The 10,811-nt window shown below is 66.9% G+C and carries 15 protein-coding genes; 4 read left to right on the forward strand and 11 right to left on the reverse strand.

Annotated features, from left to right (window positions below; translation table 11 throughout):
• Positions 1 to 26: 26 nt before the first annotated feature.
• The 5 genes from LYSCAS_RS03630 to LYSCAS_RS03650 form a co-directional block, all read right to left on the reverse strand.
• Positions 27 to 425, reverse strand: a complete 399-nt coding sequence (locus LYSCAS_RS03630; protein ID WP_213435760.1) for a hypothetical protein — start codon at positions 423 to 425, stop codon at positions 27 to 29.
• Entirely contained in the window at positions 418 to 825 is a 408-nt protein-coding gene (locus tag LYSCAS_RS03635) for a heavy-metal-associated domain-containing protein (protein ID WP_213435762.1), read from the reverse strand. The genes LYSCAS_RS03630 and LYSCAS_RS03635 overlap by 8 nt, the downstream gene beginning before the upstream one ends.
• 20 nt (positions 826 to 845) lie before the next feature.
• Positions 846 to 1,499 carry a hypothetical protein gene (locus LYSCAS_RS03640; protein ID WP_213435764.1) on the reverse strand — a complete coding sequence of 218 codons (654 nt, stop codon included), beginning with the start codon at positions 1,497 to 1,499 and terminating at the stop codon, positions 846 to 848.
• 71 nt (positions 1,500 to 1,570) lie between these two features.
• Positions 1,571 to 1,939 carry a hypothetical protein gene (locus LYSCAS_RS03645; RefSeq protein WP_213435767.1) on the reverse strand — a complete coding sequence of 123 codons (369 nt, stop codon included), beginning with the start codon at positions 1,937 to 1,939 and terminating at the stop codon, positions 1,571 to 1,573.
• A gap of 70 nt (positions 1,940 to 2,009) precedes the next feature.
• Positions 2,010 to 2,909, reverse strand: a complete 900-nt coding sequence (locus tag LYSCAS_RS03650) for a LysR family transcriptional regulator (protein ID WP_213435769.1) — start codon at positions 2,907 to 2,909, stop codon at positions 2,010 to 2,012.
• A 130-nt stretch (positions 2,910 to 3,039) separates the two neighbouring features.
• Here LYSCAS_RS03650 and LYSCAS_RS03655 point away from each other — a divergent pair, with 130 nt between their 5' ends.
• The 4 genes from LYSCAS_RS03655 to LYSCAS_RS03670 are packed head-to-tail and all read left to right on the forward strand — an operon-like array spanning position 3,040 to position 6,242.
• A complete protein-coding gene (locus LYSCAS_RS03655; protein WP_213435771.1) occupies positions 3,040 to 3,414 on the forward strand; it encodes a VOC family protein in 375 nt (124 codons plus the stop codon).
• Positions 3,401 to 4,204: an SDR family NAD(P)-dependent oxidoreductase gene (locus LYSCAS_RS03660; RefSeq protein WP_213435773.1), complete on the forward strand. Its 804-nt coding sequence runs from the start codon at positions 3,401 to 3,403 to the stop codon at positions 4,202 to 4,204. The genes LYSCAS_RS03655 and LYSCAS_RS03660 overlap by 14 nt, the downstream gene beginning before the upstream one ends.
• 35 nt (positions 4,205 to 4,239) lie before the next feature.
• Positions 4,240 to 4,932, forward strand: a complete 693-nt coding sequence (locus LYSCAS_RS03665; protein ID WP_213435776.1) for a DUF6058 family natural product biosynthesis protein — start codon at positions 4,240 to 4,242, stop codon at positions 4,930 to 4,932.
• 32 nt (positions 4,933 to 4,964) lie between these two features.
• On the forward strand, positions 4,965 to 6,242 hold the full coding sequence (locus LYSCAS_RS03670; protein ID WP_244858646.1) for a glycoside hydrolase family 2: 1,278 nt from the start codon (positions 4,965 to 4,967) through the stop codon (positions 6,240 to 6,242).
• A gap of 98 nt (positions 6,243 to 6,340) precedes the next feature.
• Here LYSCAS_RS03670 and LYSCAS_RS03675 read toward each other — a convergent pair whose 3' ends face one another.
• The 6 genes from LYSCAS_RS03675 to LYSCAS_RS03700 all read right to left on the reverse strand — a co-directional run bounded on the left by LYSCAS_RS03675 (position 6,341) and on the right by LYSCAS_RS03700 (position 10,762).
• Positions 6,341 to 7,063 carry a L,D-transpeptidase gene (locus tag LYSCAS_RS03675; protein ID WP_244858647.1) on the reverse strand — a complete coding sequence of 241 codons (723 nt, stop codon included), beginning with the start codon at positions 7,061 to 7,063 and terminating at the stop codon, positions 6,341 to 6,343.
• 4 nt (positions 7,064 to 7,067) lie between these two features.
• Positions 7,068 to 7,337: a hypothetical protein gene (locus LYSCAS_RS03680; RefSeq protein WP_213435778.1), complete on the reverse strand. Its 270-nt coding sequence runs from the start codon at positions 7,335 to 7,337 to the stop codon at positions 7,068 to 7,070.
• Between the two features lie 217 nt (positions 7,338 to 7,554).
• Complete coding sequence (locus tag LYSCAS_RS03685) at positions 7,555 to 8,139, reverse strand: SCO family protein (RefSeq protein WP_213435779.1); 585 nt, start codon at positions 8,137 to 8,139, stop codon at positions 7,555 to 7,557.
• Positions 8,136 to 8,921, reverse strand: coding sequence for a formylglycine-generating enzyme family protein (locus tag LYSCAS_RS03690; RefSeq protein WP_213435781.1), 786 nt, complete (start codon positions 8,919 to 8,921; stop codon positions 8,136 to 8,138). Before LYSCAS_RS03690 ends, LYSCAS_RS03685 begins: the two co-directional genes overlap by 4 nt.
• A 1-nt stretch (position 8,922) precedes the next feature.
• Complete coding sequence (nirK, locus tag LYSCAS_RS03695; protein WP_213435783.1) at positions 8,923 to 10,437, reverse strand: copper-containing nitrite reductase; 1,515 nt, start codon at positions 10,435 to 10,437, stop codon at positions 8,923 to 8,925.
• Positions 10,438 to 10,465: 28 nt separating this feature from the next.
• Positions 10,466 to 10,762 carry a hypothetical protein gene (locus LYSCAS_RS03700; RefSeq protein ID WP_213435785.1) on the reverse strand — a complete coding sequence of 99 codons (297 nt, stop codon included), beginning with the start codon at positions 10,760 to 10,762 and terminating at the stop codon, positions 10,466 to 10,468.
• Between the last annotated feature and the right edge of the window lie 49 nt (positions 10,763 to 10,811).

Consider the following 10,811-nt stretch of genomic DNA (forward strand, 5'->3'; position numbering starts at 1 on the left):
CGATTCTCCTCCCCTGCGCCGTTGGATCAGGCCATCAATTTCGGCAGCACGAACGCGAAGGCCGCGCCCGTGGCGACCGCGACGAGCGCGAACCACCACAGCACCGCACTGACCGCGCGCAGGCGACGGCACGCCGCCGCGGCCGCCGGATCGGCGGGACACGGCAACGATCGCGCGCGCCACGTCATCGCACCGGACAGGGCGAGCATCACCGTTGCGGTGCCGAACACGAGCGCCTTGTGCTCCGACAACCAGATGAGTTGCGGCACCGCGGTGACAAGCCCCGCCAGCGCCGCACCCGCGCCCAGCGCCACCATGACGGCGGGCAGCACGCAGCACACGAGCGTGCCGGTGCTGGCGAGCAACGCCAGCGCGGCGACACCGACGTTGCGCTTGAGCGGTGCGTTCGCGACGACGTCACTCATGCGTGCCCATGCCCGGCATGTCCTGCATGGCGCCGTCGTGGTGGTGCTTCGCCGGATCGGCCTTCGGCTGCGCCTTCTCGTTCGACACGCGCGCGCGGATCGCCGAGATCGGTTCGTCGGTGCGGCGGATCGTGACGAGCTTGTAGCCGGCATCGGTGATCGCCTTCTTCAACGCGGCGTCGTCGATGTCCTGCCCGCCCTTGAGTTCGACGGCGACGATGCGGTGCTCGAGGCTGACGAACACGTGCGACGTGGCCGGGAATTCCTTCAGCGTCTTCTCGATCCCCTGCGCGCAGAACGCGCACACCAGGCCGTTGACGTCCATCTCGATCGTCTTCGCGAACACGCCCGGCGCAATGCCGATGAGCGCGGCGAAGAACAGGGCTTTGAAAATCTTCATGTGTGCTTTGTCCTTGGAAATCAGAAATTGAACATGGCCATGGCTTGCACCTTGCCGTCGGTCGTGGCGCCGAATTCCACCCACGTGCCGCCCTTGAAGAAGCGGACGAGCAAGGCGGTTTCGGTGCCTTCGGAGATGCCGCCGGTATAGCGGCGCCCCTGGACGACGAACCACGTGGCCAGCTTGTCGTAATCGTGCGCGTACGGCGCCCACCCGAGTTGCACGGTGTCGATGCGGTGGGAAAACCGGTCGCTATCGTGCAGGTCGGACCGGAACGACGAATACACGCGCCGCGTTTCGTAGTCGGCCTGGACGCCGACGTTGCGCGACAGCTCGGGTCCTTCGAAATCGTTGCCCGTCGCGCGCCCGAGGCCGCCCCACACGAAGACGTTGGCCTGCGCGTCCGGCAGGTTCCATCGCTTCGCGAGCAGGTTGGCGCGCAGGTAGCTGATGTTGCGTCGCTTCGCCCCGTCTTCGCTGTCGAGTTCCAGCCACCCGCCACCGACCGAATACCAGTAGCGCGGCGCGTAGAACATCTGCGCCTCATACATCGTGCCCGCGCCCCACTCCAGCATCAGCGTCTTGCCTTTCGCGAACGCGATCGGCTTCGCCGTCGCCGCCAGCGGCAACAGCCCGAGCAGCAAGCAAGCTGCCCAGCGTTCCAACAGGTTCATGCCATCGCTCCATGGAAGCCGCACGCGGCGGCGTCGGGCGCACGCAGCGCCCGCGGATCACTTCGGAGGGATCAGGCGATGGGCGGCCGGAGTGGCGTCTCGAGGACGCGCGAGGGCACGAACAGCACATCGATGGTGACGAAGCGATCCGGCACCGGAACGTGTGCGGAGACGCGCGCCATCGCCGGCAAGCACGCCGCGGCGCCCAGGCATGCCGCGAGGCTGCAATGCGCCTTCGCGCAAGGATCCGTGGCGGGCGCCTGCTGCATCGCGTCCATGTGGTCGCACGGCATGTCCATCGCCACCGCCGGCACGGCCGGCGCAGGGAGGCTGGCGATCGCCTCCTGCGCCGCGACCACGGGCGCCACGACCCCGGCCAGGCTCATCGAAGCGACGAGGACCAGGTGCAGCGCGAGGCGGGCGAGGTTGCGGAGCGGCATGGGCGGGATTCTACGCCCGCCAGCGAACCCGCAATGTGCGGCGGATCCAAAGCCTGCATCGGATGCTGCCTCACTGCTTCGGATTCAGACACGCCCCCAACAGCTCGAACTCCCCCACGACATGATCCACCAGGGCGCGAATGCGTGGGGTGTCGCGCATGTCGGAATGGAAGCCCACGCGCACCCATCGCACCGGCGCCGGATGTGGCAATGCCACGCGACGCAGCCGTGGCTCCCGGTCCGCAAGCAGGCAGGGCAACACCGCCATTGCCACGCCATCGCGCACGGCCGCCATGTGTGCGCGCAACCCATTCGAACGCAGCACGATGCGCGCGTGACGCGCCAGCGCCGGCAACCAGGCTTCGTGCGGCACTTCACCCGCGGCGCGATCGAGATAGACGAGGCGGTGACCTTCAAAGCCGTCGCCGACATCCGGCGTTCCATGCTGTTGCAGGTATTCCGTGGATGCGTAGAGCGCATAGGCGACTTCGCCCACGCGACGCTCGATGAGGTTTTCCTGTTCGAACGATCCGAAACGAAAGGCAAGATCCGCCTCGCCGCGGGCCAGGTTGAACACACGCGTCCCGTTGATCAACTCGATCTGCACGCCCGGATGTGCAGCGCCGAACCGCGCCAGCATCGGCGCGATTACGTCGTCCCCCAGCCAGTCGAGGCTGGTCACGAGGATCTCGCCGCTGAGCCCGGTGTCGCGCGCCGCCACCTGCCGCTGGATCGAAAACGCGCCCGCGTCCATCTGTTCCAGGCCGCCGACCAGTGCGAGCACCAGCGCCGTGGGCCGCAACCCGCCAGCCTCGCGATCGAACAGCTTCGCCTGCAGGCTGCGTTCCAGTGCGTCGAGCCGGCGACTCACCGTTGGCTGTGTCGTGCCCAATGCGCGCGCGGCGGCGCTCAGCGTTCCGTGGCGGACGATGGCAAGCGCGACTTTCAGGTCATCCCAATTGATCGACATCGCATCTGTCCATACGGTTTTGAATGACGGGCATACCGCATCGTTGACTGCGTTCGCGATGGGCGCTGCCTAGACTATCCAGCATTCCCTGGCGATCCCACCTGCCGTTGCGCACCTTGACGAGAAGCCCATGCTGCAGATGGACCATCTGATCCTGCGCGTCGCCGATCCTGCAGCCTCCGTGCGCTTCTATCGGCAAATCCTGGCCCTGGAACACGAGCGCGCACCACCCTTCGAGGTGCTGCGCATCAACGACGATTGCGTGATCGATCTGCTGGCCGAAGCGCCGAAGGACACGATGCACCTCGCCTTCAGCCTCGGCCGGCAGGCGTTCGACACCGTGCGCGAACGGCTGCAGGCGTCCGGCGTTGCCTTTGGCAGTTCCGCCTTCGTCCGCGACGGTCGCGTGGCACGCCAATACGGCGCACGCGGCTGGGGAGACGCGTTGTACTTCCACGACCTGGACCACCACAACATTGAAGCAAGGACCTATGACAAATCCTGACGCTGTTGCCGGGCCCGAGAGCGTGGCCCCTGTTTTCCCCGATTTGCGGGGCAAGGTGGCGGTCGTGACCGGTGGCTCCCGCGGGATCGGCGCCGCCACCTGTCTCGCGCTGGCGCGCAACGGCGTGCGCCTGGCGATCAACGGGCGTGATGTCGCGGCCTTGCAGGCCAGTCTCGCCGCCGTCCAGGCACTGGGCGTGGAAGCGATCGCCGTTCCGGCCGACTGCTCGGACCTGGCGCAGGTCGAGCGCATGCGCGACGCGGTCCACGCGCAATTCGGTGCACCCGACTTCGTCCTGGCCTTCGCCGGTGGCGGTACCGGCAAACCGGTGCCGGTACAGGACGTCAGCGAGGAAGATTGGCGCTCCAGCATCGACAACAACCTGACGTCCACGTTCTTCACCATCAAGTGCTTCCTGCCCGGCATGCTGGCGCGCGGCAGCGGCGGCATCCTGACGATGGCGTCCGCGGGCGGCCGCATGGCGTCGGGTGCACCTGCGGGCTATGGGGCGGCGAAGGCCGGCGTCATCATGCTCACGCGCCATCTGGCGCAGGAGACCGGCCCCGGAGGCTTGCGGGTGAACTGCATTTCCCCGTCCGCAGTGCTGACGGAGCGCACGCAAGCGACGCTTCAACCGGAACGGCGGGCGCAGATGTTGCGCGCATTTCCCCTGGGTCGCCTGGGTACGCCGGACGACATCGCCGAGGCATCACTGTTCCTGCTCAGCGATGCCTCGTCCTGGATCACCGGCATCGTGCTCGACGTCGCCGGCGGACGGGTGATGGTGTGACACCGATGGGTCAACGAGAGGGCAGCGCACACGTCATGGGCGATATTGCGACCTACCTTGAACGCAACTTCCGCACTGCCCCGCAGTTGGCAGCGGACTGTTCAATCGCACCTGATGCGCTGTACCGGCTTGTCGACGAACGACTCGTCCCTGCGCCCTCGTACTCGGTCTCCGCGGAGGGACGCCTGCTGTCCAAGGCATTCGGCGAATTCCCGGCGGGCGCGGCAACACCGGGCGATTACTTCCATCCCGCGAATGCAACCTGGGTTGCACGCGCGCTGGAGGCCCGCGAACGACTCGGTGCCCGCGAAGCGCATCACGCGCTGAAGGCGCGATTCCAGCACAACTTCGCATTGGCCTTGCGCGAATGCGATCGCACCATTTTCCGCCTGGCCGACAGTTTCACCGACGCAGGCCAGCTGCGCGCGGAAGGCATCGGGGCGCGGACCGCGGAAGCCTGGGAGGCGTTCCTGGACGGGATCTACAGTCTTTGTGTCGCAGACCCGTCGTCCGAAATGTCGATCGCGCGGAAGGAAGTCCTGCAGGAGGCACTCAACACGTTGAGCAACGACGAAGGCGAATGGTCTTCGGCAGAGGGCAAGGCGCGCGTGGGCCTGCTCATCGACCAGTATGCGCAGGCAGCGATGCCGTTCTCGCCGCTGGAATATGCACGCAGCAGTCGAAAGCGCCTGGTCGATGACCTGCGCGAGAAACTCGGCGCGCAGTAGCCATGGCCTCGACGTCGCCGCCGATGGACACCATGCAACGCAAACTGCTGATCGCCATCGTCATCGCGACGCTGGTGGCAATGGCGCTTTCGGTCGTCGTCCTGGCGATCGGCGGCCGTCCCGACCCGGTCGCGCTACGCGCGGCGGCCACCCTACTGGATGGTGCGTGGCGATTCCACACCGGTGACGATCCCCGCTGGGCGGATGCCGACATGGACGACGCCGGATGGCAGGTGATCGACATGACACCGTTGCCAGGCAGCCATGACGGCGACGTGGGACTGCCCGACTACGTGGGCGGCTGGATGGCGCACGGCCATCCCGGGTATCACGGCTACGCCTGGTACCGACGCGCGGTGACGGTGCCCGCCGCGCCGGCCACGTGGGAGATCCTCGGCCCCACCCTGGTCGAGGATGGCTACGAACTGTATTGGAACGGCGAGCGGCTTGGCGGATCGGGCAGGCTCGGTCTCCATCCACGCGTCGTGGGAACCCGTCCGCTGCGGTTCGTGCTTCCCGCAGGTGCGGCGGGAACCCGCGGCATGCTGGCCATCCGGACTTACATGCTGCCCGGCACCGCAGCCAGCCCGGACGGCGGCGGCATGCACAGCGCGCCAATCCTTGCGCCGCAGGCAACGGGCGTCGCGCTTCACCGGGCGCAATGGGAAAGGACCATTGCGGGTTACGTCGTCGACGTGATCGAGCCGATCGGCATGCTGGCGCTCATTGGCCTGGCGCTCGGCTGCTGGCCGCGCAGTCGCCGCAAGGGGTTCCTGGTGTTTGCGTGCATTGCCCTCGCACTCACCGCAGCGAGGCGACTGAACAATGCGATCGTCGCGTCGACCGACCTGCAGGCCCTGACGACCTATGCGCGCCTCGCGTCGGTCATGTGGGCGCCGACGATGGTGGCTTGGGCGCTGGCGTGGAACCGCTGGTGCGTCCCTTCGCGGCGAAGCATCGATGTGCTGGCCGTCGTGCTGGGGGTTGTCGGACTCGTCGGCGTCCTGATCGATTCACCCCATTGGACAAGCGTCGCCCGGTTCGGCGCGATCGTGCTGTTCGTCGTCATCGCCGTGCGAGTGATCCGCGAAGGCCCGACACGCGTCCTGGCGCTTTTCGCACTCGCTTCGGTCGTGGCCGGGCTGTTCGGCGGCGAACTGCTGGATCCCATCGGCGTGCCGGGCATCTGGTTCCCCTTCGGCATCGGCGTGTCGCGAACGCAATACATCTACGCCATCGGCATCCCGCTGCTGGGCTTGCTGATCGTGCGCAGCATGCAGCCAATGGCTAATGCGTCGATGACGCCTTAGCCGCGATCGTGTTACGGAATCGGGGCTGTGGAACCGGCCCGAAGCGGACGCCGGGTTGCGCTGCCTCGCACCATCACGGCAACGCGCCGCCGCGCCATTCACTCGCGCGCGCGCTGCCCGCGTTTCCCCTCGTTTCCTTCCGCAGTCTCGCGAGCGTGCACGAACTCCGGGAATGTCTCCGCCAGCGACGCCGTGTCCGGCAGGATGTAGAACACGCCACCCCGCTCAAACGTGGGACGGATGACCTGCTCGTAGAACTCGGGCGAGACGTTGATGCAGCCATGCGTGACGCGGTTGTCGCCCGGCGAAGGCGATGCCAGGCGTTCCACGCGTCGCTCGGCCGGGACACCCGTCGCCGTCGGGTGGATAGAGATCGCCGAATCGTAGTCCACCCACAGCACGCGTCCGGCGTCGACCGATGGCCCGAAACCGCCCACGAAGCGCCCCGCGGGCGTCGTGCGATCACGGCCGGGAATCTCGCGAAGCGCAAGACCGGCGATGCCGGGGGCCACGTGATCGCCGATCGCCGAGCCGAAGAGACCCGGTGCCGCGCCGCGAAGCCGGCCGTCGCCGCCGAACACCAGGATCTGTGCGGAGGCCTTGTCGATGACCGCGAACGGATAGCCCTGACTGTCCTTGGACGCGACGACCCAGCCCGCGAGCTCGATCACCGTTCGGGAGACCTCCTGGCCACGCGGAAGCTGGTCGACTGCCGCGACCGGTTGCGCGACGACCTCCTGCGCGCTGGCGACGCCCAAGCTCGCGATCGCGAGCGTGAGCGCACCAGCAGCGGCCAGAACCGTTCGTCGCCCGTTGGTCAAGCGATCAACCGCGCGGCTTGCGTTTCGGCGCCGTTTCGAGCGCCTGGACACGGCTCTCAATGGTATCCAGCCGTTGGTTGGCCTGCTGAGCCGATTGATTGGCCGCTTCGGCGCTCTGGGCGGCGCCCTGCACCTTCGTGTCGAGTTGATCCAGGCGCGAATTGATCGTCGCGAACTCATCGTCGTAGGTGGCGCAGCTGGCAAGACCCACGGTGGCGACGATGGCCAGGCCGAGCGTACGCACCATCGCGAGAGGTTGCTTGGTCGTCAACATGTCCAATCCTCCTTGTTCGGGGAATTGGAATATAGCGGCCTTTTCGCCGCAGCCATGGCACGCATTTAGAGAACGTTGGATTACGTGGATGGCGTGTGAAGGTGTGGCCGCTGATGTGTTGCCGAGCGCGACTCCCGCGACACTCGCACCCAATCGATCGGTATCGAGAGTTGCGAGGTGGTTACGGACCTCGCCGCGACTACACCGCGGGAGGACGCTACTTCGCCAGCTGCGCGCGCACGGCCGACAGGAAAGCCGCATCGGGCTCCGGCCCCACCTGCTCGGTGCGCGCGACGATGCGCCCTTTCGCGTCCAGCAGGACCAGCGCGCTGGTGTGGTTGAAGTTGCCGTCGGCCAGTCGGCGATAACGCACATCGAGGACGCCGGCGATCTTGCGCACGTCGGCTGGCGCAGGCGCGGCGACGAGCCAGCGCGTCGTGTCGATATTGCGCTTGGTCGCCGTGTCACGCAGCACGGCCGGCGTGTCGCGCGCCGGGTCGAGGCTGATCAGCACCACGCCCACGCGTTCGCGTTCGGCGGCCGGCAGCGCGTGGACGACGGCCTTGGCCGACTCCACGATCAGCGGGCACATGTACGGGCAGGAGGTGTAGAACATCGCGACGATGCGCGGCTTGCCCTCCAGCGCGCGCCAGTCCTGCGTCTTGCCGCGTGCGTCGGTGAGCGGCACCGATAACTGGTACACCGAATCGGCCGGCCGCGCTGCAGGCGTGCCGGCCTGGGCTGCGCCGATCGATGCAAACAGCAGCGCGACGCAGGTCGCCATCGCCCGCAGGTGTTTCATCGAACACTCCTTGCACACCTGAATCCGAGGTTGGCCGTGGCATCGCGTGCCTCCAGCGACGAAAGCATCGCAACGCGCATCAGCACCACGTAGTTGTCGCGGTCGTCCGTCGACAGCGCCCCCGCGCCGCAGAACTTGTTCCGATCGGCATCGCCCTGGTTGCGGTCGTCGCCGGAGACGAGCAGCGACGCGAAGTCGTCCGTCCATTCCCACACCAGGCCATGCATGTCCTGGAGCCCGTAAGCATTCGGTGCCTGCAATCCTGCACGCGGAAGCGCGGCGTCGGACGGGCGCGATTGCCACGCGAGGATGCGTTCCCGCCACGCGGGATCGTTGCGCGCATCACGGCGCGTTTCGTCGGCAGCCGCCGCGTATTCCCATTCGTTCCAGCTCGGCAACCGCGCGCCGACCGACGCGCAGTAGGCGTCGGCGGCGAACCAGCTGACCCAGGTCACCGGTTGCTCCGGCAGTGCGCGATCGCCGAGCGTGGTCGGTCCCTGCCAGTGTTCGAGGTACCGGCCCTCGGCAAAGATCTTCGGTGCGCGACCACGCTGCCACTCCGGGTGCGCGCGCACGAACGCGAGGAACTCGCCGTTGGTGACCGGCTTGCGCATGAGCGAAAACGGCGCGATCCGGACGCCCTGCTTCGCATCCTCGTACGCGAGCGCAGACTTGAACGTGCCACCGGGCAGTCCTGCGTAGCCCGGCGCGGCGTTGCCAGCCGCCACCGCGAACGTGGCAAGACAGGTCAACGCCCACGCGCCGGCGACCACTGCACGCATCTCAATGTCCTTCGGACGCCGTGGCGGGCTTGGCGGCGCGCAAGGCGGTTGCTTCTTCCTTGGTCACGCGCCCACCCGGATTGCCCCAGCTGTTGAGGACGTACGTGGCGATGTTCGCCACTTCGTCGTCGGTGAGCTGGCTCATCGGCGGCATGTTGGAGTTGTACTCCTTGCCGTTGACGGTGACCTTGCCGACCAGGCCATGCAGGATGATCGAAGGCACGCGCTTCGGGTCCGCTGCGATGAAGTCCGAACCCGCCAGCGGCGGGAACACGCCCGGCATGCCCTGCCCGTTCGCCTGGTGGCAGGTCGAACACGTGCCGGCAAAGAGGGCTTCACCTGCCTTGACCTGGTCCTCGGCCGTCAGCGCGCCGGTCTTCGCGGCCGTCGTGGCCTGGCTCACGGCCGAAAGGTTCGCACTGGCGCGGTCGCCGATGTACATCGCATCGACTTCCTTGCCGGAGTAGATGTCCTTCCGCTCGGGGCCTTCGGCTTTCAGGATCGCGAGTGCGCCCTTGTTGAACGCGCGGAAGATCGAATGATCGACGAGCACGTAACTGCCCGGGACCTCGATGTGGAAGTCCATGATCGCCGCGCCGCCCGCGGGGATCAGCGTGGTCTGCACGTTCTCCTGGAACCGCGTGCCGCCCTCGAACCACACCTTGTCGAAGATCTCGCCGATCACGTGGAAGCTCGAGACGAGATTGGGACCGCCGTTGCCGACGTACAACCGCACGGTTTCGCCGGTCTTCGCCGTGAGCGCCTTGTCGCCGGTGAGTGCGCCTTCCATGCCATTGAACAAAACGTACGTCGGACGCTCGTCGATCGCCTTCTCCATGTCGAAGGGCTGGAGGCCTTTCTCGCGGTACTTGCCCGTCGTGTAGAAGTCGCCCTGCATCACGTAGTACTCGCGGTCGACCTTCGGCATGCCTTCCGGCGGTTCGACCAGGATCAGGCCGTACATCCCGTTGGCGATGTGCATGCCCACCGGCGCGGTCGCGCAGTGATAGACGAACAGCCCCGCATTGAGCGCCTTGAACGTGAAGCGCGAGACGTGGCCCGGCGCGGTGAAGCTCGATGCAGCACCGCCGCCCGGTCCGGTCACGCCATGCAGGTCGATGTTGTGCGGCATCTTGCTGTGCGGCATGTTGCGCAGGTGCAACACCACCGTGTCGCCTTGCCGCACGCGGATGAAGCTGCCCGGCACCGTTCCGCCGAACGTCCAGAACGTGTAGGTCACGCCTTCGGAAATCGGCATTTCCTTTTCGATGACATCCAGTTCGACGATGACCCGCGCGGGCGTCTTGCGGCCCGTGGCGGGCGGCACCATCGGCGGCGTCGTCAGCACCGCACGGACATCGGGGCCCTGGGGTGGGCCGAGGTCGCCCTTGAGCGAGCCACCGGATTCGGTGGCGACGGGCTTTTCACCATCGACCGCCTTCTCCTTGCCGCCGCAACCTGCAGCGGCTGCAACGCAGGCAGCCACCACGAAAACGCGTGCGAAGCGCTTGATCATCTCCCGACTCCTTGTTTGCTGGCGGTCGTCAGAACGGAACAGACATCGCGTGCGGCGCCGGAATCTCGTCCGCGGCTGGCGCACTCGCGGATCGCGGAACGGATGCCTCTGCAGTAGCCACCAGTCCGGCCACGGCAAGCGCGGCGGCGAGCAGCAAAGCAGAGACAAGCGCATAGAGGGTTACGTCTTTCATGGTGTTTCCCCGGTCATCCGTTGGAAGGAGATTTGCGGGCGTAGTCTCTGCCCGGTGCGCCGGGGTGGCCCTGACCTGGATCAAGCGCAAGCGGCTTTGCAGGGCGGCACGATGTCCCTTGACCTGGGTCATGGCCGAGGCCAGGGGGAACGGCGAGATTGCCGCCAACTCCCTGTCCGGA

This window comes from Noviluteimonas caseinilytica (genome assembly GCF_018406605.1).
Classification (GTDB): domain Bacteria; phylum Pseudomonadota; class Gammaproteobacteria; order Xanthomonadales; family Xanthomonadaceae; genus Noviluteimonas; species Noviluteimonas caseinilytica.

Bases quoted from the DNA above. Each gene is read 5' to 3' on its own strand.
- LYSCAS_RS03630 (WP_213435760.1), bottom strand. From the start codon at position 425: ATGAGTGACGTCGTCGCGAACGCACCGCTCAAGCGCAACGTCGGTGTC.
- LYSCAS_RS03635 (WP_213435762.1), bottom strand. From the start codon at position 825: ATGAAGATTTTCAAAGCCCTGTTCTTCGCCGCGCTCATCGGCATTGCG.
- LYSCAS_RS03640 (WP_213435764.1), bottom strand. From the start codon at position 1,499: ATGAACCTGTTGGAACGCTGGGCAGCTTGCTTGCTGCTCGGGCTGTTG.
- LYSCAS_RS03645 (WP_213435767.1), bottom strand. From the start codon at position 1,939: ATGCCGCTCCGCAACCTCGCCCGCCTCGCGCTGCACCTGGTCCTCGTC.
- LYSCAS_RS03650 (WP_213435769.1), bottom strand. From the start codon at position 2,909: ATGTCGATCAATTGGGATGACCTGAAAGTCGCGCTTGCCATCGTCCGC.
- LYSCAS_RS03655 (WP_213435771.1), top strand. From the start codon at position 3,040: ATGCTGCAGATGGACCATCTGATCCTGCGCGTCGCCGATCCTGCAGCC.
- LYSCAS_RS03660 (WP_213435773.1), top strand. From the start codon at position 3,401: ATGACAAATCCTGACGCTGTTGCCGGGCCCGAGAGCGTGGCCCCTGTT.
- LYSCAS_RS03665 (WP_213435776.1), top strand. From the start codon at position 4,240: ATGGGCGATATTGCGACCTACCTTGAACGCAACTTCCGCACTGCCCCG.
- LYSCAS_RS03670 (WP_244858646.1), top strand. From the start codon at position 4,965: ATGCAACGCAAACTGCTGATCGCCATCGTCATCGCGACGCTGGTGGCA.
- LYSCAS_RS03680 (WP_213435778.1), bottom strand. From the start codon at position 7,337: ATGTTGACGACCAAGCAACCTCTCGCGATGGTGCGTACGCTCGGCCTG.
- LYSCAS_RS03685 (WP_213435779.1), bottom strand. From the start codon at position 8,139: ATGAAACACCTGCGGGCGATGGCGACCTGCGTCGCGCTGCTGTTTGCA.
- LYSCAS_RS03690 (WP_213435781.1), bottom strand. From the start codon at position 8,921: ATGCGTGCAGTGGTCGCCGGCGCGTGGGCGTTGACCTGTCTTGCCACG.
- nirK (WP_213435783.1), bottom strand. From the start codon at position 10,437: ATGATCAAGCGCTTCGCACGCGTTTTCGTGGTGGCTGCCTGCGTTGCA.
- LYSCAS_RS03700 (WP_213435785.1), bottom strand. From the start codon at position 10,762: ATGACCCAGGTCAAGGGACATCGTGCCGCCCTGCAAAGCCGCTTGCGC.